At 50.5% G+C, this 22640-nt stretch carries 21 protein-coding genes; 11 read left to right on the top strand and 10 right to left on the bottom strand.

What is annotated here, in order from left to right; genetic code table 11:
• Positions 1-44 precede the first annotated feature (44 nt).
• A complete protein-coding gene (locus ACZRKO_RS17280; protein ID WP_463738462.1) occupies positions 45-602 on the bottom strand; it encodes a YtfJ family protein in 558 nt (185 codons plus the stop codon).
• Positions 603-920: 318 nt separating this feature from the next.
• Here ACZRKO_RS17280 and ACZRKO_RS17275 point away from each other — a divergent pair, with 318 nt between their 5' ends.
• Complete coding sequence (locus ACZRKO_RS17275; RefSeq protein WP_459177164.1) at positions 921-1127, top strand: DUF1107 domain-containing protein; 207 nt, start codon at positions 921-923, stop codon at positions 1125-1127.
• Between the two features lie 106 nt (positions 1128-1233).
• Here ACZRKO_RS17275 and paeA read toward each other — a convergent pair whose 3' ends face one another.
• Both paeA and msrA read right to left on the bottom strand, forming a co-directional pair.
• Positions 1234-2607, bottom strand: a complete 1374-nt coding sequence (gene paeA, locus ACZRKO_RS17270; protein ID WP_463738461.1) for a polyamine export protein PaeA — start codon at positions 2605-2607, stop codon at positions 1234-1236.
• A gap of 314 nt (positions 2608-2921) precedes the next feature.
• Positions 2922-3575, bottom strand: a complete 654-nt coding sequence (msrA, locus tag ACZRKO_RS17265) for a peptide-methionine (S)-S-oxide reductase MsrA (protein ID WP_463738460.1) — start codon at positions 3573-3575, stop codon at positions 2922-2924.
• A 300-nt stretch (positions 3576-3875) separates the two neighbouring features.
• Between msrA and tamA the strand changes: the two genes are divergently transcribed.
• From tamA to ACZRKO_RS17250, 3 genes are read left to right on the top strand one after another with little or no spacing between them, the layout of a single operon-like run.
• Complete coding sequence (tamA, locus tag ACZRKO_RS17260) at positions 3876-5555, top strand: autotransporter assembly complex protein TamA (protein ID WP_463738533.1); 1680 nt, start codon at positions 3876-3878, stop codon at positions 5553-5555.
• Entirely contained in the window at positions 5552-9379 is a 3828-nt protein-coding gene (tamB, locus tag ACZRKO_RS17255; RefSeq protein WP_463738459.1) for an autotransporter assembly complex protein TamB, read from the top strand. Before tamA ends, tamB begins: the two co-directional genes overlap by 4 nt.
• Positions 9380-9410: 31 nt before the next feature.
• Positions 9411-9761 (top strand): gamma-glutamylcyclotransferase family protein, encoded by a 351-nt coding sequence (locus tag ACZRKO_RS17250; protein WP_463738458.1) that lies wholly within the window; start codon positions 9411-9413, stop codon positions 9759-9761.
• A 118-nt stretch (positions 9762-9879) separates the two neighbouring features.
• Here ACZRKO_RS17250 and ppa read toward each other — a convergent pair whose 3' ends face one another.
• Positions 9880-10410, bottom strand: coding sequence for an inorganic diphosphatase (gene ppa / locus ACZRKO_RS17245; RefSeq protein WP_463738457.1), 531 nt, complete (start codon positions 10408-10410; stop codon positions 9880-9882).
• 302 nt (positions 10411-10712) lie between these two features.
• On the opposite strand from ppa, the gene ACZRKO_RS17240 reads away from it, so the two are divergent.
• Entirely contained in the window at positions 10713-12284 is a 1572-nt protein-coding gene (locus ACZRKO_RS17240) for a methyl-accepting chemotaxis protein (protein ID WP_463738456.1), read from the top strand.
• A 73-nt stretch (positions 12285-12357) separates the two neighbouring features.
• Here the strand turns inward: ACZRKO_RS17240 and fbp are convergent, their stop codons facing one another.
• On the bottom strand, positions 12358-13374 hold the full coding sequence (fbp, locus tag ACZRKO_RS17235) for a class 1 fructose-bisphosphatase (RefSeq protein ID WP_463738455.1): 1017 nt from the start codon (positions 13372-13374) through the stop codon (positions 12358-12360).
• A 167-nt stretch (positions 13375-13541) separates the two neighbouring features.
• Between fbp and mpl the strand changes: the two genes are divergently transcribed.
• On the top strand, positions 13542-14927 hold the full coding sequence (gene mpl / locus ACZRKO_RS17230; RefSeq protein WP_463738454.1) for a UDP-N-acetylmuramate:L-alanyl-gamma-D-glutamyl-meso-diaminopimelate ligase: 1386 nt from the start codon (positions 13542-13544) through the stop codon (positions 14925-14927).
• 292 nt (positions 14928-15219) lie between these two features.
• Here the strand turns inward: mpl and yhcN (ACZRKO_RS17225) are convergent, their stop codons facing one another.
• From yhcN (ACZRKO_RS17225) to argR, 3 genes are all read right to left on the bottom strand, one after another.
• On the bottom strand, positions 15220-15483 hold the full coding sequence (gene yhcN, locus ACZRKO_RS17225; protein WP_463738453.1) for a peroxide/acid stress response protein YhcN: 264 nt from the start codon (positions 15481-15483) through the stop codon (positions 15220-15222).
• 213 nt (positions 15484-15696) lie between these two features.
• Positions 15697-15960, bottom strand: coding sequence for a peroxide/acid stress response protein YhcN (gene yhcN / locus ACZRKO_RS17220; RefSeq protein ID WP_463738452.1), 264 nt, complete (start codon positions 15958-15960; stop codon positions 15697-15699).
• Between the two features lie 492 nt (positions 15961-16452).
• Complete coding sequence (gene argR, locus ACZRKO_RS17215; protein ID WP_140473293.1) at positions 16453-16923, bottom strand: transcriptional regulator ArgR; 471 nt, start codon at positions 16921-16923, stop codon at positions 16453-16455.
• A 461-nt stretch (positions 16924-17384) separates the two neighbouring features.
• Here argR and mdh point away from each other — a divergent pair, with 461 nt between their 5' ends.
• Positions 17385-18323, top strand: a complete 939-nt coding sequence (gene mdh, locus ACZRKO_RS17210) for a malate dehydrogenase (RefSeq protein WP_463738451.1) — start codon at positions 17385-17387, stop codon at positions 18321-18323.
• A 66-nt stretch (positions 18324-18389) separates the two neighbouring features.
• Here mdh and ACZRKO_RS17205 read toward each other — a convergent pair whose 3' ends face one another.
• Positions 18390-18656 (bottom strand): helix-turn-helix domain-containing protein, encoded by a 267-nt coding sequence (locus tag ACZRKO_RS17205; protein ID WP_463738450.1) that lies wholly within the window; start codon positions 18654-18656, stop codon positions 18390-18392.
• A 677-nt stretch (positions 18657-19333) separates the two neighbouring features.
• Between ACZRKO_RS17205 and ACZRKO_RS17200 the strand changes: the two genes are divergently transcribed.
• Complete coding sequence (locus ACZRKO_RS17200) at positions 19334-19693, top strand: DNA-binding protein (RefSeq protein ID WP_463738449.1); 360 nt, start codon at positions 19334-19336, stop codon at positions 19691-19693.
• A gap of 59 nt (positions 19694-19752) precedes the next feature.
• On the opposite strand, the gene ispB is transcribed toward ACZRKO_RS17200, so the two are convergent.
• Positions 19753-20724: an octaprenyl diphosphate synthase gene (gene ispB / locus ACZRKO_RS17195; protein ID WP_463738448.1), complete on the bottom strand. Its 972-nt coding sequence runs from the start codon at positions 20722-20724 to the stop codon at positions 19753-19755.
• Between the two features lie 259 nt (positions 20725-20983).
• Between ispB and rplU the strand changes: the two genes are divergently transcribed.
• The 3 genes from rplU to ACZRKO_RS17180 all read left to right on the top strand — a co-directional run bounded on the left by rplU (position 20984) and on the right by ACZRKO_RS17180 (position 22630).
• Positions 20984-21295, top strand: a complete 312-nt coding sequence (rplU, locus tag ACZRKO_RS17190; protein ID WP_140473288.1) for a 50S ribosomal protein L21 — start codon at positions 20984-20986, stop codon at positions 21293-21295.
• Positions 21296-21313: 18 nt separating this feature from the next.
• Complete coding sequence (gene rpmA, locus ACZRKO_RS17185; protein ID WP_463738447.1) at positions 21314-21571, top strand: 50S ribosomal protein L27; 258 nt, start codon at positions 21314-21316, stop codon at positions 21569-21571.
• An 87-nt stretch (positions 21572-21658) separates the two neighbouring features.
• Positions 21659-22630, top strand: coding sequence for a DMT family transporter (locus ACZRKO_RS17180; protein ID WP_463738446.1), 972 nt, complete (start codon positions 21659-21661; stop codon positions 22628-22630).
• Positions 22631-22640 lie beyond the last annotated feature (10 nt).

Raw genomic sequence — 22640 nt, 5'->3', positions numbered from 1 at the left:
TGAGAAAGGCGCAGTTTTGCGCTTTTCTCACGCCCTAATCCCGCTTATTCCTTCACTAACTGATGCAGCATCGCGATCACCTTCTGCACTTCTTCCGGCGTCAGCGCCCCTTCTTTGACGAACTTAATCACGCCATTTTTATCGAGCACCATCACGGCGGAGCTTTTCGGCTCCAGCTGCCAGGCCTTTTTCACCAGGCCCTGACTGTCGACAATGATCTGTGACCAAGGGAACTCTTTCTTGCCGCTTTCAATGCTGCTGCTCACAAACATGCCAGTGCCGATGATGGCATCGTCTGTATTGATGATTGTCGTCGTTTGGTAACGATCACGCGGTAGATTGGCTGCGCCGATGGCATCGTCCAGCGGAGTATTCAGCGCTTTTGCGCTGGTACGCCCGGCCATATGTTGTACCACGCGCACTTTTCCGGGCAGTTTGGCGCTATTCCAGCGGCTATAGCTGAAGTCTTTATTGACGTAGTTCAGCTCGCCTCTGTCATCCACACCGACGGCAGGCAGGCGTTCACCAGGGGTAAGATTGTGTGCTGAAACAAATAACGGAAAAATAACCAGAGACATAATTAGCAGGCTTTTAAAAATCATACATACTCCCAATAACGAGGCCGCAAAAATGGGCTGACCCGACAATCATAGAATCAGACAAGTGGTCTGTCCTGTTGAAATGTTAACAGTGTGTTATGGGTTACAGAAATGGTACGAATTGAAGGGTTATACTGTCGGAATGTGACATTTCTTAAAAGCACACTGTCAAGACAAGTAAAAGCAGTTAAATAAACTGGCAGATCCTGAACTCCCTGCTATGTTATATGTCTACTCACTGCGAAGACGATCCCATTCAGGCTTTCATCGCAGCTTTACCCGGCCTGAATACGCAGTGATTTATCGGAGGAAAGTAGAAAAATGAGAATCTTCCAGCGCTACAATCCGTTGAAAGTAGCCAAGTACGTTAAGACGCTGTTCCGTGGCCGTCTTTATATTAAAGACGTCGGCGCATTTGAGTTCGACCAAGGCAAAATTTTACTGCCGAAAGTACGTGATAAGCGCCACTTCAGTGTAATGTCAGAAGTTAACCGCCAGGTGACTCATCTGCAGACTGAAATGGGCTAAAACCCCGGAGCATGATGGCAACCACGGTCATCAGCACCAAAGAAAACGGCCCTTTTCAGGGCCGTTCGTGTTTCAGGCATTCACGCTTTCACGCGTAAATGAGCGGTTAATGATCGCCGTTTTTCTCAGCCAGCTTCAGCGCATTCTTCTCATCTTTGATTTCCTGCGGCGTCTTAGGTAACAGCGGCGCGACAGGTTTATCGGTGATGCGGGTGACCAGCAGCTGATCAATTTTATAACTGTCGATATCCACGACTTCGAATTTATAGCCGGAGAACTTCACAAAGTCGGTACGTTTCGGGATTTTACGCAGCATGAACATCATGAAACCACCGATGGTTTCATAATTCCCAGCCTGCGGGAACGCTTCGATATGCAGTACGCGCATCACGTCTTCGATTGGCGTACCGCCTTCAATAAGCCATGAATTCTCATCACGCGCGACAATCTGCTCTTCCATACCCTGACCGACCAAATCCCCCATCAGCGTGGTCATCACGTCATTGAGCGTAATAATCCCCACCACCAAGGCATATTCGTTAAGGATCACCGCAAAGTCTTCGCCCGCGGCTTTAAAGCTTTCCAGCGCCTCGGAGAGTGTCAGGGTGTCTGGCACAATCAACGCGTTACGGATCTGGACGCCGCTGCTCAGCATCAAACTCTGATTGCCCAGCACGCGGTTCAGCAAGTCTTTGGAGTCGACGTAACCCACGACCTGATCGATATGGCCGTCGCAGACCAGGAACTTGGAATGTGGGTGGGTGGCGATTTTCTCTTTGATGCTTTCTTCGCTTTCGCGCAGATCAAAATAAATCACACTTTCACGCGAGGTCATGGAGGACGGCACGGTGCGCGATTCCAGCTCAAACACGTTTTCGATCAGCTCATGCTCTTGCTTACGCAGCACGCCAGCCAGCGCACCGGCTTCAAACACCGCATAAATATCATCGGAGGTGATGTCGTCGTTACGCACCATTGGCAGCTTAAAGAGACGGAAAATCATATTTGCCATGCCGTTAAAGAACCAGACCATCGGGCGGCAAATCATCAGACAGAAACGCATCGGGTTGACTATACGAACGGCAACCGACTCAGGTGAAATCATACCGATGCGCTTCGGCGTGAGGTCAGCAAACAGAATAAACAGGCTGGTGACCAGGACGAAGGAACAGATAAAGCTGACTTGGTCCGCGAGTTCTGGTGACATGAAACGAATAAAGAAAGCCTGAAAAGCAGGGGAGAAAGCGGCATCGCCGACAATACCACCGAGGATGGCGACGGCATTCAGGCCGATTTGTACCACGGTGAAGAACAGGCCAGGGGTTTCCTGTAATTTCATAACACGGGAGGCGTTGACGTTTCCTTCGTCTGCCAGCTGTTTAAGTTTTATTTTGCGCGAAGCGGCCAGCGATATCTCCGACAGGGAGAAAAAGGCGCTGATCGCGATAAGTAAGAGAATCAGTAAGATACTGTTTAACATAATCTATCCGTTTAACACCGATACAAAGACCGGCAGGGAAGGGCACTTAATTGGGTTGTTGTATAAAAGAAAACATCATTTAGGGCGAAAAAATCAAAGATAACAGCCAGAAATACGTTTATCGGGCCACATTTGCGGCCCGCATAGTATAGCAGTAGCACTGAGATTGCCGCCAGCGCTTAAAAAAACCCCTGCATCCTTCAAATTGCGGGGGGGTTGGCTGCCCTCCCTCACCCGAATCACTTACCTGAGTAAACTCATCGGGTGCTTTTGGTTACCGCCTACCTGCAAATTGAATGATTTTGGAGGTTATTTTACTGAGGGGGGAGACACACGCCGATGCCACCCAGGCCGCAATAACCTTCCGGATTCTTGTACAGGTATTGCTGATGATCGTCTTCGGCATAGTAGAACGGCAACGCTTCGGTGATGTCAGTGGTGATGTGACGCTTGTCACCGGCACTGTCCATCGCCTGCTGGAAACGTTGCAGGCTGGCCTGTGCGGCACTCTGCTGTTCCGCACTCAACAGATAAATCGCTGAGCGGTATTGTGTGCCCAAATCGCCGCCCTGACGCATACCCTGCGCCGGGTCATGATTTTCCCAGAAGATCTGCAGCAGTTGATCATAGCTTATCACCGCCGGGTCAAAGACCACGCGAACGGCTTCTGCATGGCCAGTCTGGCCGCTGCACACTTCACGGTAGGTGGGGTTTGGCGTGAAACCGCCGCTGTAACCGGCTGCTGTGCTGTAAATCCCTTCCTGCTGCCAGAACAGCCGTTCCACACCCCAGAAGCAGCCCATCGCGAAAATCGCCACGTCCATATTGTCCGGAACGTGGGTCATCGAATGACCATTGACCACGTGCGTGGTGGCGACCGGCATCGGCGTAATGCGGCCAGACAAAGCATCTTCCTGCTTCACAATCTGGGTTTTATCAAAACTGGTTTTATCGGAATGTTGTACCACAGGGGACTCCGGCTGTTTATTTAATAACCTGTTACGGCCAATAGGCCACGGTTAGTTGTATCTGATTGCGACTTTGCACACAATACGGGTAACGTTGCCTTGTCGTTGATTAATTTTCGAGGATTAGCAGTAAAATGTGTTAATCAGACTTTAAAAAGGGGAATCTGCCGTGCTTCGGTGCTAATCCCCTTGACAGGCATCTGATATTTTAACAGGACAGTAAAATTAGCAGGAGTGCGCGTGCCACGATACCACCGAGAATTTTTATTATTAGGTCTGTTGCTGGCTCCCTCGCTCTCCATGGCTGCAAAAGTGCGCTTGCAGCTGGAAGGCCTCGATGGCGAACTTGAAAAGAATGTGCGGGTCCGGCTCTCCTCTATCCAGAGTGATGAAGTGGGCGCTGACGGGCGGTTTCGCGCCCGTGTCAGTGCGGCCATTGAGCAGGGGCTGCGCCCTTTAGGTTACTACCAGCCGACCATTGATTTCGATTTTCGTCAGACGCCTCCGCCGGGCCGCCCGGTGTTGATTGCGAAAGTGACGCCAGGAACGCCAGTGAAGATCGCAGGCACTCAGGTGGTGATCGAAGGAGAGGCCAGCAAGGATAGTGAGTTCGAAGCACTGAAGAAGGAGAAGGTGCCTGCCGTTGGCACCATTTTGAATCATGGCACCTACGATGGCTTTAAAAGCGCCCTGACCGGCATGGCCGTGCGTAAAGGGTACTTTGATGCAGACATGGTGAAAAGTCAGCTCGGCGTGATTGAAGACGAGCATAAAGCCTTCTGGGACATTCAGTTCGACAGCGGCCAACGCTACCATTTTGGCGCGGTTAAATTTCAGGGCTCGCAGATCCGCGAAGAGTATCTGCAAAACCTGGTGCCTTTTCACAAAGGGGATGACTACAGCTCGTCCGATCTGGCGGAGCTGAACCGCCGTCTGGCGGCGACGGGCTGGTTTAACTCGGTGGTGGTTTCCCCCGAGTTCACCGATGCGAAAACCACCAAAACGCTGCCGCTGGATGCCGTAGTAACGCCACGCACGCGTAACACCTTAGAAACCGGGGTTGGTTATTCCACGGACGTCGGCCCGCGCCTGAAAGCCAACTGGAAAAAGCCCTGGATTAACGATCGCGGCCAGAGTCTTGAGAGTTCGGTCAACCTTTCGGCCCCGGAACAATCCCTAGACCTGACGTATAAGATCCCGCTGCTGAAAGACCCGCTCCAGCAATACTATCTGGTACAGGGCGGCTTTAAGCGCGAAGACCTCAATGACACCAAATCAGACTCCAGCACCGTCAATCTGGCGCGTTACTGGGATCTGGATAGCGGCTGGCAGCGTGCGGTGAACCTGCGCTGGAGCCTCGACCACTTTACACAAGGCAGCGTGACCAACACCACGATGCTTATCTATCCGGGCGTGAACGTTAACCGCACCCGCCAGCGCGGCGGGCTGATGCCTACCTGGGGCGACTCTCAGCGCTACTCTCTTGATGTCTCCGATACCACTTGGGGCTCTGATGTCGACTTCGCCGTGATCCAGGCGCAGAACGTCTGGATCCGCACGCTGGCCGATAAGCATCGCTTTGTGGTGCGTGGCAATCTGGGCTGGATTGAAACCAATGACTTTGAACGCGTTCCGCCGTCCCTGCGCTTCTTTGCCGGTGGTGACCGAAGTATTCGCGGTTATAAATACAAATCGATTTCACCCAAAGATGATGACGGAAAACTGACCGGTGCATCCAAGCTGGCGACCGGATCGCTGGAATATCAGTACAACGTCACCGGGAAGTGGTGGGGGGCGGTGTTTGTTGATTCCGGTGAAGCTGTGGATGATATCGCCAAAAGCAATATCAAAACCGGTGCGGGTGTCGGGGTGCGCTGGGCTTCACCAGTAGGCCCGGTGAAGTTTGATATCGCGGCGCCGGTCAGCGACCAGGATGAGCATGGATTGCAGTTTTACATCGGTTTGGGTCCGGAATTATGAGTCTGTTTAAGAAGATCTGCCTTGGTTTCCTTATTGTCCTGCTGTTGCTGGTGGGCACAGTGGCGTTTCTCATCGGTACACAAACCGGTTTGCATCTGGTCATCAACGGGGCACAACGGTTTGTTCCCGGCCTGAATATCGCCAGCGTTGAGGGGGGATGGCGTAACCTGACGCTCAAAGGGCTGCATTACGAAATGCCCGGCGTGGACGTTAAGGCCGGTGAGTTCCACCTTTCGGTCGATCTCTCTTGTTTCAAAAACAGTGCGTTGTGCATTAATGCGCTGCGTCTGAGTGACGTTAACGTCGCGGTGAATACCAAAGAGATGACGCCAGCGGAGCCTGCCGCAGAACCTGACAACAGCGAGCCGCTGACCAATCTCAGTACGCCTTATCCGATAACCCTGCGCGTACTGACGCTAAATAACGTTAACGTGACTATCGATGACCGTGCCATCTCCCTTGGGGAGTTCCGCACCGGTGCGCAGTGGCAGGACCGTTCGTTGCACCTTTTGCCGACCCACATTGGTGGCCTGCTGATTGCGCTGCCCAAAACGCCGGTCAGCCCGCTGCCTGACGTCGTGCAGGCAGTACAGGATAAAGCCGTCGAGAAAGCGAAGGAGAAAGTGACCGGGAAACCGGCGGAAAAACCGGTCGTCGTGCCAGAGAAACCACTGGGCGAAACCTTGCAGGAACTCTTTGCCAAGCCGCTGTTGCCAGAGTTGCCTGACTTCCGCCTGCCGCTGGATCTTAATGTCGATCAGATCACCGCAGACAATTTGCGTCTGACTGGCGATACCGACGTGCTGATCACCCGTTTCCTGTTAAAGGCCAGCACACTTGATCAGGTCGTGAAACTCGACGCACTTCAGGTGCGTTCGCCGCAGGGGTCGTTAGATGGTATCGGTCAGGCCACGCTCAACGGCAACTGGCCGGTCGATATGACGATCAACACCGCGCTGAATGTGGATCCGCTGAAGGGCGAGAAGATCAAACTGAAAGTCGGCGGCGCCCTGCGCGAGAAGCTGGATGTTGGCCTGAATCTTTCTGGCCCGGTGCGGGCGCAGTTATCGCTGGAAACCCAACTGGCCGAGGCCGGTCTGCCGCTGAATCTGGCGCTGGAGAGTAATGCGCTGCAATGGCCGCTGGCCGGTACGCCGCAGTTTCAGGCGAAGGGCTTCAAGCTGAAATTCAGCGGGAAAGCGACCGATTATGCGCTCTCCCTGCATTCTGATTTCAGCGGCGAGCAGATCCCTCCGGCGACGCTCACCGTTGACGGTAAAGGTAACGTCGAACAGTTCAAACTGACCCTGCTGCGGCTCGTGGCATTGCAGGGCAATACCGACCTGACCGGCGTAGTGGACTGGAGTAAAGCCATCAGCTGGAATACGTTGCTGACGCTTAATAACATCAATACCGCCAAACAATATCCGGACTGGCCGGCGAAGTTGCAGGGCAAAATTGCCACGCGTGGCAGTCTGTATGGCGGTACCTGGCAGATGCAGGTGCCGACGCTGGAACTTGACGGTAATGTGAAAAATAATCTGGTTAAAGCCCGCGGTAACCTGCGCGGTAACAGCTACGGCCAGTGGGATATCCCTCAGCTGCATCTGGAACTGGGGCGTAACAATATTGATGTGAAGGGCAAGCTCAGCGACCAGTGGGCGTTGGATGCCAAGATTGATGCGCCACATCTGGACGGCGCGTTACCAGGACTGGGCGGCGTGGCGAAGGGGATGCTGCAATTACGGGGCGATCTTAAAGCGCCAAAACTGCTGGCCGATCTCACCGCGACAGGGCTGAAATGGCAAGCGCTGACCATTAGCCGGGTCGGCATCAAGGGTGACGTCAGCTCTTCCGACCAGATTCAGGGCACTCTGGCTGTCCGTGTGCAGCAACTAAAACAGGACGCACTGCAAATCAGTGACCTGACGCTGGATGCCAAAGGCAACGAGAAGCAGCATGAGCTGAAACTGAATGTCGAAGGCAAGCCGGTCTCCGGCCGTCTGGCACTGAGCGGCAGTTTTGACCGCGTCACCGAGCACTGGAAAGGCAATATCAACAATACTTTGTTTGATACGCCGGTCGGAGAGTGGCGTCTAAACCGCGCGATTGCGTTGGACTATTTCAACAAAGAACAACGGGTGACCGTCGGGCCGCACTGCTGGCAAAACCCGGATGCCGATCTGTGCGTGCCGAAAACCATTGAGGCCGGGGCTAGCGGGCAGGCCAGCCTGCTGCTCAACCGTTTTGATCTGGCAATGCTTAAGCCTTTCCTCGGCGACGACACGAAACTCAGCGGTGTCTTCAGCGGTAAAGCGAATGTGAGCTGGAAGGCCGATGGCGGTTTGCCGCAGGCAAGCCTGTCACTGGTGGGCAAGGGCGTGAAAGTGCAGCAACTGATTCAGGGCAACCCGCTGCCGGTCGCTTTTGATACGCTCAACCTTAATGCCGGACTTAATAACGGACGCGCGAATCTCGACTGGCTGATTAAAATTACCAATAACGGCCAGCTCGACGGCAATATTCAGATTACGGATCCGCAAGGGCGCCGTAATCTGAGCGGCAACGTCAATATCACCAAAATCTCCATGGCGCTGCTGCAACCGGCGCTGATGGACGGTGAGAAAGCCTCCGGTATTCTCAATGCGAATCTGCGCCTCGGTGGTGATGCGCAGAAACCTCAGGTGTTCGGCCGGCTTGCGCTGACAGATGTCGATTTCGATGGTCAGTTCATGCCGTTCGATATCACGAATGCCAATATCAACATCAATTTCAACGGCATGTCATCGTTGATGGATGGTGTGATCCGCACGGCGCACGGGCAACTCGCGCTGAACGGTAACGCTGACTGGAGTGAACTCAATGCCTGGCGTGCACGGATTGCGGCGAAAGGTGACCGCGTGCGGGTTTCGGTTCCGCCAATGGTGCGTCTGGACGTTTCGCCGGATCTGGTGTTTGAAGCCACGCCGCAGCTCTTCTCGCTCACTGGCCGGGTGGATATCCCATGGGCGCGTATCACGGTGCAGGAACTGCCTGAAAGCGCCGTCGGCGTCTCATCTGACGAAGTGATGCTTAACGATCAGCGTCAGCCGATTGCACCAGCCTCGACGTCTGTTCCGATCAACAGCAATCTGATTGTAAATATCGGCGATGATGTACGCCTCGATGCCTTCGGATTGAAAGCCCGCCTTAAAGGTGCGCTTAAAGTGGTGCAGGATAAACACGGGCTGGGTCTGAACGGCCAGATTGATATTCCTTCCGGGCGTTTCCATGCCTACGGTCAGGATCTGCTGGTGCGCAAAGGCCAGCTGTTATTCTCAGGTCCGGCCGATCAGCCGCTGCTGAATCTGGAAGCGATTCGTAATCCGGATTCTACAGAAAATGGCGTAACGGCCGGTCTTCGCGTCACCGGCGAGGCCGATGCCCCGAAACTTGAAATATTCTCAGATCCGACCATGTCGCAGCAGGAAGCCTTGTCCTACCTGCTTCGCGGGCAAGGTTTGGACAGTTCCGGAGCCGACAGCGGAGCCATGACTTCCATGCTTATCGGAATGGGGGTTGCGCAAAGTGGTAAACTTGTGGGTAAAATCGGCGAGGCATTCGGTGTCAGCAATCTGGCACTGGATACGCAAGGCGTGGGAGACAGCTCTCAGGTGGTGGTTAGCGGCTATGTTTTACCCGGATTACAGGTGAAATATGGCGTCGGGATTTTCGACTCGCTGGCAACCTTAACCCTGCGCTATCGTCTGATGCCAAGATTGTATCTGGAAGCCGTTTCCGGTATCGATCAGGCGTTAGATGTGCTTTATCAGTTTCAGTTTTAACCCATGTGACTTTTACTATACGAAACCAAACATGCGAATAATTGTTTATGGCAGTTTACGACGCAAGCAAGGCAACAGTCATTGGATGACTAACGCTCAGTGGTTGGGTGACCACGAGTTGGACGGGTATGCGCTCTATAATCTGGGGCACTACCCGGCAGCAGTTCCAGGGGACGGGAAAGTCTATTGTGAAGTTTACCGCATCACGTCGTCTATCATGGCTGAACTGGACGAATTGAAAAGTAATACAAAAGATTATAAACGTGAACTGATTTCCACACCGTACGGCAGTGCTTGGATTTACCTCTACATACGTTCACTCGAGGGAGTGCCACGTATTGAAGGGGGAGATTGGGTAAAGCGTGCGGGCGATGTGAAGTGAGAACTCTGAGCAAGGTCATTTAATACATTGCTGAATCTTCTCTTCTACCAGGGAGAGAGACATACAAAAACACCGTCCAGTGGACGGTGTTTTTCTTTTTACTCAACCGCAAAAACAATTACTTGTTTTTAGCGCGCTCGAAAGAGGTCACGATCTCAGCTTTAGCGGCTTCTGCGTTATCCCAACCTTCGACTTTCACCCATTTGCCTTTTTCCAGCGCTTTGTATTGCTCGAAGAAATGAGTGATCTGCGCACGCAGCAGTTCTGGCAGGTCGTTCACATCGTTGATGTGATCGTACTCTTTGCTCAGTTTGGTGTGCGGAACCGCAACCACTTTGGCATCTTCGCCAGATTCATCGGTCATTTTCAACACGCCAACCGGACGGCAGCGAATCACTGAACCGGGTTGCAGCGGGTACGGCGTTGGCACCAGAACGTCAACCGGGTCGCCATCGAGGGACAGGGTGTGGTTGATGTAGCCGTAGTTGCACGGGTAGAACATCGCAGTAGACATGAAGCGGTCAACGAACAGTGCGCCGGTATCTTTATCTACTTCGTATTTGATCGGATCGGCATTGGCCGGAATTTCGATAACAACATAAATATCTTCTGGCAGGTCTTTACCGGCCGGTACATTGAGTAAGCTCATTTGGGGTTCCTTCATTGGACCAGGAATGGAGTGCCGCACATTATAGCCAAGTCCGTCACGAATTCCCGTCATTTTCGCGGTCAGGACTCTTGGTCGATCCCTCTTTTTTTTCCCGCTAAATCTTCTGTGTCTGGCAGGAAAGTTTCCCGCCAGCAGGCTTTACCCGCTAACTGCCTGTTTTACGGTTTTTTATCAAGAAATTCACGAGATTGCCGATAACAGTTTACATAAAAACTCTGCATGGCCTACGAACTACCTCTCTCGCATTTTCCTCTGTTTCATAAACAACCGGGTATTACAGCATGTTGAATAAATTGAGCGTAAAGGCGGGACTGATCGCCTTGTTAGTCGTAATGACACTGATTCTATTATTAGTCAGCTTTTTGGGTACCAATGCGATCCGCCAGAGTGCTACTTCGCTCAAGCAAATTGACCGCCTTCAGGGGGAAGAGCTTGGGGCTTTAGCCAATAGCTACAGTTTTTCTCTGCGTGCCCGTGTTGCCAGCAGCGTAGCGGTTCGTCAGATGGAAATTGGCATGATGGATGACTCGAAAGAAACGGCGGAGCGGGTTGCTGATTATATTAAACAGGCGGATCAGCAGGTGGCCGTGTTTATGGCAATTGATGATGAAACCCAGCGCGGTGAAGATTTATCCACTGCCGTAAAAGTGGCCTATGAAGCCTATAAGCTGCACGGGCTGCAACCTGCGCTGGCGGCTATTCAGGCGCAAAGCACGGACGGATATTATGACGTGCTGGAAAATAAAATGACGCCCTACAGCAACGCTTACGACAAAGCGCTGGGGGATTTTCGTGTGTACGCCAATGAAACGGCTGACCGGCACATCTCTACCGCGCAGAAGCAGGCGAATGTCCAGCTGATGGTCATTGTGATTGCCTGCCTGATCGCGATTTCTATTGCCCTGTTGTCGTGGTTTGCCCTGCAGAAAATCATTATGCATCCGCTGAGTGCCTCTATCGCCCAGCTTGAATTTATTGCAGCGGGGGATTTAACCCATGAGATTGACGATTCGCGCAGCAATGAGATGGGACGTTTGCTGCGGGCTATGAAAAAGATGCAGGATGCACTGGCGGCTTCTGTGGGCCGCGTTCGTGATGCTGGTAATCAGATTGATGTCGGCACGCGTGAACTGGCGGCAGGCAACGTGCATCTGGCCCAGCGCACCGAGGAGTCCGCTGCATCGCTCGAAGAGACCGCGGCCAGCATGGAGCAGTTGACTTCCACCGTGCGCATGAACGCCACGAATTCAGAGCAGGCAAACCAACTGGCAAAAAGCGTGTCGGGTATTGCAGATAAAGGCAGCAAAGTTGTACATCAGGTGATGGACAAAATGCATGCCATCACCGACAGCTCCAAACGCATTGCAGACATTATCGCCGTTATTGACGGTATCGCATTCCAGACCAATATTCTGGCGCTGAATGCCGCAGTAGAAGCCGCACGCGCCGGTGAACAGGGCCGAGGTTTTGCCGTTGTAGCCGGTGAGGTGCGCAGTCTGGCCCAGCGCAGCGCGCAGTCAGCCAAAGAGATCAAAGCGCTGATTGATGATTCGGAGAGCCGGGTTTCTGAAGGGGAGGCGATGGTGAAATCTGCTGCGGCCACCATGACCGAGATCGCCAGCGAAGTGCGCCGTGTCACCAGCCTGATGAATGAAATTTCCATTGCGACCAGCGAACAAACGCATGGTATCGAGCAGGTGAACATCGCTATTACGCAGATGGATCAGGTCGCTCAGCAGAACGCCGCACTGGTGGAAGAAGCCACTGCCGCCACGCGTTCACTTGAGGAGCAGGCACAATTACTGGCGCAGAGCGTCTCGGTGTTTAAGCTCAATCAGCAGGATTTTGTCTGATTCAGTGATGTCATAAAAAAAGGGTTCAGCCTGAGCCGAACCCTTACATGTAAGTTACAGAGATAAAGCGTTTTTATTGTGGGTAAGCATCGTCCGGGAACTGAGCGATAAAGCGTTCAGCATCTTCAACCATCGAACGGTTGCCGACGAAGAAAGGGGCACGCTCGTGCAGTTTCTGCGGAATGATGTCCAGAATACGGTTTTTACCATCGCTGGCTTTGCCGCCTGCCTGTTCAGCGAGGAAGGCCATCGGGTTGCACTCGTACAGCAGACGCAGTTTGCCGGTAGGGTGGCTTGCGGTGCTTGGGTAAATGTAAATGCCGCCTTTAAGCAGATTGCGGTGGAAGTCAGCAACCAGCGAGCCAATGTAGCGCGAGGTATATGGGCGTTGCGTGGCTTCGTCCTGCTCCTGACAATACTTAATGTACTTTTTGACGCCGAGCGGGAATTTGATGTAGTTGCCTTCGTTGATCGAGTACATGCTGCCCTTTTCAGGGAAACGGACTTTCTCATGTGAAAGGCAGAATACGCCAAGCGACGGGTCATAAGTGAAGGCGTGAACACCAACGCCAGTGGTGTAAACCAGCATGGTGGACGAACCATAAACCACATAACCGGCGGCGACCTGGCGGTTGCCCGGTTGCAGGAAGTCGGCTTCGGTGACTGACTGGCCCAGCGGAGTAGTACGGCGGTAAATGGAGAAAATCGTCCCGACAGAGACGTTTACATCAATGTTTGATGAGCCGTCCAGCGGATCCATCAGGATGACGTATTTTGCATTTTCAGCACGTTCCCCTTCAAAGATGACGATCTCATCTTCTTCTTCAGACGCGATACCGGCAATTTCACCGCGCGCCTTCATGGCGGCTTTTAACTTCTCATTCGCGTACAAGTCGAGTTTCATCTGAACTTCGCCCTGCACGTTCTCCACACCACTAACACCGAGGATATCGACCAGCCCGGCTTTGTTGATGTCCCGGTGAATGATTTTTGCGCCGAGCTTTATTGCTGAAAGGAGGGCGGTGAGTTCACCAGTCGCATGTGGAAAATCCTGCTGCTTTTCAACAATAAATTCGCCTAACGTTTTCATGACGCATTCCCTGAATCTAGGATGGATAACGGTTTGTTAATAAACCTTTTACATTAGCGTGGGCAGTTTAGCCCAAATATATGGATGAATCCTAGGCAAATCCATTTCTTCTGGACGATTCTGAGCGGTAGAATAGCGGCTGACTTAAAGGCATTAATGGAAAACATATGCGCATTCATATTCTTGGGATTTGCGGCACCTTTATGGGCGGGCTGGCGATGCTGGCACGTGCACAAGGGCATCAGGTGACCGGTTCGGACAACAACGTTTATCCACCAATGAGTACGCTGCTGGAAAATCAGGGTATAGAATTGATCCAGGGCTACGACCCGTCTCAGCTTGATCCACAGCCAGATCTGGTCATTATCGGCAATGCCATGACCCGTGGTAATCCGTGCGTCGAAGCCGTGCTGGAACAGGGCATTCCTTATGTGTCTGGCCCGCAGTGGCTTCATGACCACGTTCTGCCTGGTCGCTGGGTGATTGCTGTCGCCGGTACCCATGGCAAAACGACGACCGCCGGTATGGTGGCCTGGATCCTCGAAGCTTGTGGCTACGAACCGGGCTATGTTATCGGGGGCGTGCCGGGCAATTTCGACGTTTCAGCCCGTCTGGGCAACAGTCCGTTTATGGTGATTGAAGCCGATGAGTACGACTGTGCGTTCTTCGATAAGCGTTCGAAGTTTGTTCACTACACCCCGCGTACGCTGGTCCTCAATAACCTCGAGTTCGATCACGCGGATATTTTCGACGACTTGAAAGCCATTCAGAAACAGTTCCATCATCTGGTTCGTCTGGTACCCGGTCAGGGCAAAATCATCCTGCCTGAGCATGACACGCCGCTCAAACAAGTTATGGCAATGGGCTGCTGGAGTGAGCAAGAGTTTGTGGGGGAAACGGAAGCTTGCGCATGGGATGCGAAAAAACTGACGCCAGACTCCAGCTCGTTTGCCGTCTCCCTGCACGGTGAAAAAGTCGGTGAAGTGCACTGGTCTCTGGTTGGCGAACACAATATGCACAATGGTCTGATGGCTATTGCCGCTGCCCGCCACGTGGGCGTGAAGCCAGAAGATGCCTGCAAGGCTCTGGATGATTTCATCAATGCCCGCCGCCGTCTTGAGCTGCGCGGTGAAGCCTTTGGGGTCAGTGTCTATGATGATTTTGCTCATCATCCGACGGCGATCCTCGCCACGCTTGCTGCGTTGCGCAGTAAAGTGGGCGGCACGGCGCGCATTCTCGCTGTTCTCGAACCCCGCTCAAACACCATGAAAATGGGGCTGAGTAAAAATGAGTTGGCGCCAGCGCTTGGCCGCGCGGATGAAGTGTTCCTGCTACAACCCCAACATATCCCGTGGCAGGTTGCTGAAGTGGCCGAGCACTGTATCCAGCCTGCGCACTGGAGTGCTGATGTGGATTCGCTGGTAGATCTGGTGGTGAAGGCCGCCCTGCCTGGCGACCATATTCTGGTGATGAGTAACGGCGGTTTCGGCGGTATTCATAGTAAGCTGCTGGATGCGCTGGCCGTGAAGGCTCAGGTAGTCGAAGAGTTTTAACATCCTGAGTTCACCCTCTCTTTACTGAAAAACACAGCTTCGGCTGTGTTTTTTTATGGCTAATCTGCGGCGCCGGAAAAAACATAAAAAAAAGCTCCCGCAATTTACGGGAGCCAAAAGGTGTCGTCGGACAGGACGACGAGGGTCTCGGAAGCACGAGAGCACGGCAGTGGCAGTGTCAGCTCTCTTTCCAGCCTCAACAGCGCAGATTTTTATCGCTGGTTTGTGGCTGTTGAACCCGGTAATGCTAAATGTGAAGGACTTCTGTAATGATGACGCTGAGGCAGAGATCTTATTGGTAGATTTCTGCGGTTGCGTGATAAGCACCGTCGTTATGGGCTTCAATCACACGGTAAGATTTTGCACCCATGCTGTCGGCTTTATCGGACAGTTTCTGGCGGATATCCATAGAGACGCCGTTAACACCGCTGACGTTAATCACGCCCATAGGCTGTAAATTCTGTACCTGATCGTTGGTGACCAGCTGTGCCGCTGAAGCGCCGAATGAAACGGCAGTAAACAGGCTAAGGGCAGCAAGGGTAGTAATGATTTTCATGACAATTTCCTGATATTTATGACGTTGATATCAACTTTTCATCGCAACGTCGATTCATGTTTGGGATTCATCAGGTCTGTATTATCAAGATTGAAGGGCGTTCTCACGCTCTGGAAACTTGGTGTGTTGCAGTGATAAATCCATTGGGTATTTCGTTTTGATTCCGCAAACCTGGTTGTGCTCAGGCCTCTTCGCTTTATCTACCTGACACGTTTATTGGTAAATTTCTGCGGTAGCGTGGAAGTTGCCTTCTTCACGAACTTCGATCACGCGAAAGGATTTAGCACCTTTTTCGTCAGCTTTTGCGGACAGTGCCTGGCGGATATCTGAAGGAGCGCCGGCGATGCCGCTTACGCTAATCATTCCAACAGATTGCAATTTTTGCGCCTGATCCTGTGTAACGGGTTGTGCTGCAAAAGCACCAAATGACAGGGCAGATAGAATGCTTAATGTTGCGATAGCAGTAGTAACTTTCATGATTAACCTCGTCTATTTTATTATGCGTCCGAACAAACAGTGATTCACATCACGAAAATGAGTATACATGTGGTAACTGAGAATATTAATAGTTTGCTAATAGTTTTTTTGGTGGTTATAAGTGTGCTTGTCGTGTTTTTAATAACTAAAAGATATTAAAAGAGATGTAAAAATGAACGAATTGAATGATTGGTTATTAAAATCAGAAGGTTGAGCTGCTTTGACTATTTGTGCGTAATTTTACAGTTGTTCGCACTAATGAAACGATGATGTAACGATGATGTGACCTGTAATGAGCTATTTGCCCGTAAAAAACGCTGTCATGGAGTAACAGAGGGAAAAATGAGAGGCATTTATAAGGTAGTTAAAATAAAAAGGATAACTATTACCGGTATGGTGGGGAGCTTGCAGGATACCTTCAGAGGAAAATTGCGGGTAACCTGCACATAAAGTGTAATGCGGAGAGTCCATTAAGCTGAACAGAGAACCGTTTTACAGTTCCTGTTCGAAAAGGCTAAGAATCGCTTCGTACAGCTGTTTAACGCTGAAACCGCGGGCAGGTGTGGTGAAAATGGTGTCATCACCGGCAATGGTGCCCAGAATTCCTTCTGATTTCCCCAATGAGTCCAGCAGTCGGGCTATTAACTGCGCTGCCCCCGGGCTGGTGCGGATAACGACGACGGCTTCATTGTAATCGATATCTAATACCAGATTCTTTAATGGACTGGTGGTGGTTGGGACACCGATTTCCGCAGGCAGACAGTAGACCATTTCCATTTTTGCATTGCGGGTCCGTACCGCGCCGAATTTGGTCAGCATGCGCGAAACTTTCGATTGATTGATGTTCTCGAAGCCATCTTCTTGTAAGGCGAGGACAATTTCGCCCTGAGAGCTGAACTTCTCTTCCTTCAATAACGATTTGAAGGCTTTGATCAGATCTTCCTGTTTAGCAGGATTACGCATTTTGCACCCTGAGGTCATAACGATAGTGTTGCAGATTATGCATATATTTGAATTTTTATTCAATAAGCGTTCTGCAATGAATCTTGGATTATCCGGAATATCAGGTGTGAAGCCAAGGTTGCAGACGATTAAATGTGATGAATATGCCAATTTCGTGCATTCTCAATCGGACTTTTGGTGAACAAATTGTTATGAAAATGATATTGTCCTGATGTTGACTTCGGGTGTAATGTAACCGCCAGTTAACCTGTCGTGTTTCGTGAGGCTATTTCAGGTCTGATTGTTTTATGCCACTGAAGCATAAGCAAAATAATCTTAAATTAAGCCGACAAACTACCTTAATGCTGCGTAACTTCTCACTATCGGGGTTCCAGGATTGTGTTTGGTCATCCAGTAGATTAAGGTCATAACTAGATGAATTCACGGCGATTTTTAAGTTTTTGTTAAAAAAGGAGTACAGGATGAAAGTTGCAGTTCTCGGTGCAGCCGGTGGTATCGGCCAGGCCCTCGCTCTTCTACTCAAGACGCAATTACCTTCAGGTTCAGAACTCTCGCTGTATGACATTGCACCGGTAACGCCGGGCGTTGCTGTCGACCTAAGCCATATCCCTACTGCTGTAAAAATCAAAGGCTTCAGCGGCGTCGATGCTACTCCGGCATTAGTGGGTGCTGACGTCGTGCTGATTTCAGCCGGCGTGGCGCGTAAGCCGGGTATGGATCGTTCTGACCTGTTCAACGTCAATGCGGGCATCGTTCGTAATCTGATTGAACAAGTTGCAAAAACCTGTCCAAAAGCATGCATTGGTATTATCACTAACCCTGTGAATACCACGGTAGCTATCGCGGCGGAAGTATTGAAAAAAGCCGGCGTTTACGACAAAAACAAATTGTTTGGCGTAACGACCCTGGATGCTATTCGCTCGAACACGTTTGTGGCCGAACTGAAAGGTAAACAGCCGCAGGATATCGAAGTACCGGTAATTGGTGGCCACTCTGGCGTCACTATTTTACCTCTGCTTTCACAGATCTCTGGTGTCACTTTCAGCGAAAGCGAAGCGGCTGACTTAACCAAACGTATTCAGAATGCGGGTACGGAAGTGGTTGAAGCCAAGGCCGGTGGTGGATCAGCAACACTCTCTATGGGCCAGGCTGCGGCACGATTTGGTTTGTCCTTAGTGCGTGCACTGCAAGGCGAAAGCAACATTGTTGAGTGTGCCTATGTTGAAGGCAATGGCGAATATACACGCTTCTTCGCGCAGCCAATTCTGCTGGGTAAAAATGGTGTTGCTGAACTGAAAAGCATCGGTAAGCTGAGTGCGTTTGAGCAAAGCTCTCTTGACGCGATGCTTGATGTCTTGCGTAAAGATATTGAACTGGGTGAGCAATTCATCAATAACTGATCGCAGCCGATTGATGCTCAATAAGCCGCCGGCATTCAAACCGGCGGTTTTTTTATGTGTAAATGCCTAGCCCTTATTAGGTGCCCGAATTTTGCGCTCAATGCGTTGTGAAGTGGTTGCATCAAAGTAGCGGTTTGGCCAAATCATTGAAGGATGCAGGCCGATGGCATCGGCAATGATACGTTCCCCTTTAGGCCATGGTCGTGACAGTGCATTTGCCAGTGTGGATGAGCTTAACCCAGCGCCACGAGAAACTGCCGCAAGCGTTGTTCCCTTTTTTCGCAGCGCTGCGATGATGTCTGCCTGATGCCAATTTTCTTTATGTCCTTTCATGTCTATTCCCTTTCATTACCGGCCAGATATTTAATGTTTTTTAATGAAATTGTGATTTTTGGAATCAAGATCTGAAATATTGAATTTCATGATTTATGTTTCCGTTTCTGAAAAGTATGTTGATTGTTTTCTGGAAAATATCTCTTTCTGATTATTAACGCAAATGCGTAATATGAATTTTTTATGGTAAGGCAGAAGACTTGTTTTTAAATATTTATTTATTAATAAGATAAAAGAGGTAAAATATTTTTCGTGTTAGTGGTTCCCGTTAAATGTTTTGTTATAAAGTGAGTTTCTCAAGTCGGATGTAGCTATTATTTAACATTTTCAGTCATTAATTTAGGGTGGGTGATGTTAATAACTTGATGTATTTTATGGACTTGTGGTTTTTTTATTGTTTTTTATTAAATGTTGAAATAAATCATTTTTCCAAAAAATGTAATTTGTACATTACCTGTTTCATAAAAAACATTCATGAGTGTCAATTGTGCGCATTTTATTCATTGGAATGACATCAATTCATGTTTCTCCATTCTGATAAGTAGTGCTATAAGTTAGTTGCAGTTATTAAATATGCATTTAAATGGAAAGGTGAATGGCTTCTGTAATGCTCTTCGTCATCTCAAGGATTTCTAACATGTTCTTATGTGCCAGAGTGCCATTGGAAAGGGAGAGTTATGAAAAAAGAGTGGTTTGCCGCAAGTGAACTCATTGGCTTTGATGGATTACCCTCTTCTACTCAGGGTATACACGGTATGGCGCGGCGTAATGCATGGGTAAAACGCCGTCGACATGGTGTTCAGGGGAAGGCTGTTGAATACCATATTGACAGTTTACCCACTAAGGCAATGGATTGTCTGGAGATGAAAGAACAGTCTGCGGAATATGTTTATTCCTCACATCAGGATCCTCTGGCAATTTGGATTGAAAGTTATAAACAACTCAAAGAACAGGAGCGTGACGCGATCATAAAATTTATTGTCAGGGAAGGGCTCTCGGAAGTCCTGCATCGCTTACGTACTGAGGCTGATGTTTGACAATAGTATTCGCTAGCAACAGGTACCGCCTTAGCGTGGTACCTGTTGCAGAAGGATAGTTAGAAATCTCGTCTTACAGCGATATGCGCAAGCGCTTCCAGCGCAGTTCGATAAACCGATTCAGGCAAAACCTGTAAGGCGCTGATGGCCTTATCTGCTTCTTCCTCGGCACGTGCGCGCGTATGTTCGAGTGAACCCCACTGATGCATCGCTGTCAGTACAGGTTCAAGAAGATGCCTTCCATTACCTTCCTCAATAGCTTTGCGGATCATGGCTGACTGTTCTACCGTTCCATGTTTCATTGCGTGCAGCAGCGGAAGCGTGGGTTTGCCTTCATTCAGGTCGTCTCCGGTATTTTTACCCAGAGTTTCCCCATTTGCTTCATAATCAAGCAAGTCATCGATTAATTGAAAAGCCGTACCCAGATAGCGACCGTAATCCTGTAGGCCCTGAATTTGCTTTTCACTCCCACCGGCTAACATGGCGGAAGCCTGCGCTGCGGCTTCGAACAAACGCGCCGTTTTGCTGTAAATGACTTGCATGTAACTTTCTTCGGTAATGTCCGGGTCGTTGCAATTCATTAACTGTAATACTTCACCTTCAGCAATGACGTTAACGGCTTTTGCCATGAGTGCCAGAACCGGCAACGACTCCAGATCAGTCATCATTTGGAAAGCACGGGTATAGATAAAATCACCCACTAAAACGCTTGCCGCATTACCAAACGCTGCGTTGGCCGTGGCTTTACCCCGACGCATATCAGATTCATCGACCACGTCGTCATGTAACAGCGTAGCGGTGTGGATAAACTCAATAAGGGCAGCAACGGTAACGTGTTTGTTACCCTGATAAGATAAGGCACGTGCAGCAAGAACGGCGATCATTGGGCGAATGCGTTTGCCCCCGCCGCTGATGATGTAATATCCCAGCTGATTGATGAGGGATACATCTGAATTCAACTGCTCAAGTATGGTTGCGTTTACCGCATCCATGTCCTGCCCGGTGAGATCGATTATCTGTTCTAGGTTCATTGTGTTTTTTCGGCTGTGTTTCTCTTCACCGCAATGAGGTCTGGCTCACATTGGCACATGGCACTTACTGTAAAGGGGATTGTACTTGAAAAACAGTGCAGATAAATGCCATCGCAAGAACTGCGCTTTTTTTCTTCTTTTGTAGTGAAAGTGCTCTTGTCTTATGCGGATTTTTTGCGTAGAATTCGCGCCCTATTGTGAATATTTATAGCGCCCTCTGGACTATACAAAGTTGAGTGCGCGGAAAGCGGAGTTTTATATGTACGCGGTTTTCCAAAGTGGTGGTAAACAACACCGTGTCAGCGAAGGGCAGACTATTCGCCTTGAAAAGCTGGACATCGCAACTGGTGAAGCGATCGAGTTTGATCAGGTTCTGATGATTGCGAACGGTGAAGAAATCAATATCGGTCTGCCATTAGTTGCTGGCGGTTTGGTCAAAGCTGAAGTTGTAGCTCACGGTCGTGGCGATAAAATTAAGATCGTTAAATTTCGTCGCCGTAAGCACTACCGTAAGCAACAGGGCCACCGTCAGTGGTTCACTGACGTTAAAATCACCGGCATCAGCGCTTAAGTTTAGGAGAGCGGAACAATGGCACACAAAAAGGCTGGCGGCTCCACACGCAACGGTCGCGATTCAGAAGCTAAACGTCTTGGCGTAAAACGCTTTGGCGGCGAAGCAGTACTGGCAGGCAGCATCATCGTTCGTCAGCGCGGCACCAAATTCCACGCTGGTACCAACGTGGGTTGCGGCAAGGACCACACTCTGTTTGCTTTGGCTGACGGTAAAGTCAAGTTCGAAGTTAAAGGCCCGAAAAACCGTAAGTTTATCAGCATCGAAGCTGAATAAATTTTTCGAGTCTTAAGTAAATAGATGTAAGCCCCGCAATTCGTTGTGGGGCTTTTTACATTCTGGTTCGCCCACTCTGGCAAGAATATGGACACAAAGTCGCAGGCGCCGATAGGGATCATGTTAGCGGTAACCACGGCGATGTGCTGGGGTTCTCTGCCAATTGCCATGAAACAGGTTTTAGTGGTGATGGATCCGTTTACCGTGGTTTGGTTTCGGTTCTCCTTAGCCGCTATCGTGCTGGGATGTATTCTCGCGTCGCGGCGCAGATTGCCGTCGATGCAGATGTTCAAAAGTCCGCGCTGGTTAGTTTTACTCCTCATCGCTACCTGCGGATTATTGGGCAATTTCGTTTTATTCGGGTCATCTCTGCAATACCTCAGCCCAACGGCGTCGCAGGTTATTGGGCAGTTATCACCCGTCGGTATGATGTTTGCCAGTGTCGTTATCCTGAAAGAAAGGATGCGTATTACCCAGGTCATCGGCGCCGGTATGCTTATTTTAGGGCTGGTTCTGTTTTTCAATACCAGCCTGATTGAAATTTTTACTCGACTCACTGACTACACGTTAGGTGTATTGCTTGGGATCGGAGCAGCAGCGGTTTGGGTGACCTACGGCGTGGCACAAAAGGTCTTATTGCGCCGGCTGGCTTCACCGCAGATCTTATTTTTGCTGTACACTTTATGTTCTATCGCATTGCTCCCGCTGGCCAGTCCGGCGATGCTATCTCAGCTCAGCAGTTGGCAATTTGCCTGCCTGTTGTTTTGCGGCGCGAATACTTTAGTAGGGTACGGCGCTTTAGCGGAAGCGATGGCGAGATGGCAGGCGGCGCAAGTGAGTGCTTTTGTCACACTGACGCCGTTATTTACCCTGCTATTTTCAGATTTATTGGCACTCGCCTGGCCTGGCATGTTTGCGGCACCCGTACTTAACGCAATTGGTTATCTTGGTGCATTCGTGGTGGTGGCGGGGGCGATGTTTTCCGCAATAGGCCATCGTTGGTGGCCTGGTCGGACAGAACAAAACCTGGTGGCTAAACTAAAGCAGCCCGGTGAATGATTTACGGAGA

It is taken from the genome of Ewingella sp. C233, from assembly GCF_055407225.1.
This window is presented reverse-complemented; position numbering and strand designations above follow the sequence as displayed.

Coding starts and splice junctions, on each gene's coding strand:
- ACZRKO_RS17250 (WP_463738458.1), top strand. CDS start 9,411: ATGCGAATAATTGTTTATGGCAGTTTACGACGCAAGCAAGGCAACAGT.
- ACZRKO_RS17240 (WP_463738456.1), top strand. CDS start 10,713: ATGTTGAATAAATTGAGCGTAAAGGCGGGACTGATCGCCTTGTTAGTC.
- paeA (WP_463738461.1), bottom strand. CDS start 2,607: ATGTTAAACAGTATCTTACTGATTCTCTTACTTATCGCGATCAGCGCC.
- rpmA (WP_463738447.1), top strand. CDS start 21,314: ATGGCACACAAAAAGGCTGGCGGCTCCACACGCAACGGTCGCGATTCA.
- ispB (WP_463738448.1), bottom strand. CDS start 20,724: ATGAACCTAGAACAGATAATCGATCTCACCGGGCAGGACATGGATGCG.
- ACZRKO_RS17200 (WP_463738449.1), top strand. CDS start 19,334: ATGAAAAAAGAGTGGTTTGCCGCAAGTGAACTCATTGGCTTTGATGGA.
- yhcN (WP_463738453.1), bottom strand. CDS start 15,483: ATGAAAATCATTACTACCCTTGCTGCCCTTAGCCTGTTTACTGCCGTT.
- yhcN (WP_463738452.1), bottom strand. CDS start 15,960: ATGAAAGTTACTACTGCTATCGCAACATTAAGCATTCTATCTGCCCTG.
- argR (WP_140473293.1), bottom strand. CDS start 16,923: ATGCGTAATCCTGCTAAACAGGAAGATCTGATCAAAGCCTTCAAATCG.
- ACZRKO_RS17205 (WP_463738450.1), bottom strand. CDS start 18,656: ATGAAAGGACATAAAGAAAATTGGCATCAGGCAGACATCATCGCAGCG.
- mdh (WP_463738451.1), top strand. CDS start 17,385: ATGAAAGTTGCAGTTCTCGGTGCAGCCGGTGGTATCGGCCAGGCCCTC.
- fbp (WP_463738455.1), bottom strand. CDS start 13,374: ATGAAAACGTTAGGCGAATTTATTGTTGAAAAGCAGCAGGATTTTCCA.
- tamA (WP_463738533.1), top strand. CDS start 3,876: ATGGCTGCAAAAGTGCGCTTGCAGCTGGAAGGCCTCGATGGCGAACTT.
- ACZRKO_RS17275 (WP_459177164.1), top strand. CDS start 921: ATGAGAATCTTCCAGCGCTACAATCCGTTGAAAGTAGCCAAGTACGTT.
- mpl (WP_463738454.1), top strand. CDS start 13,542: ATGCGCATTCATATTCTTGGGATTTGCGGCACCTTTATGGGCGGGCTG.
- ACZRKO_RS17280 (WP_463738462.1), bottom strand. CDS start 602: ATGATTTTTAAAAGCCTGCTAATTATGTCTCTGGTTATTTTTCCGTTA.
- ACZRKO_RS17180 (WP_463738446.1), top strand. CDS start 21,659: ATGGACACAAAGTCGCAGGCGCCGATAGGGATCATGTTAGCGGTAACC.
- rplU (WP_140473288.1), top strand. CDS start 20,984: ATGTACGCGGTTTTCCAAAGTGGTGGTAAACAACACCGTGTCAGCGAA.
- ppa (WP_463738457.1), bottom strand. CDS start 10,410: ATGAGCTTACTCAATGTACCGGCCGGTAAAGACCTGCCAGAAGATATT.
- tamB (WP_463738459.1), top strand. CDS start 5,552: ATGAGTCTGTTTAAGAAGATCTGCCTTGGTTTCCTTATTGTCCTGCTG.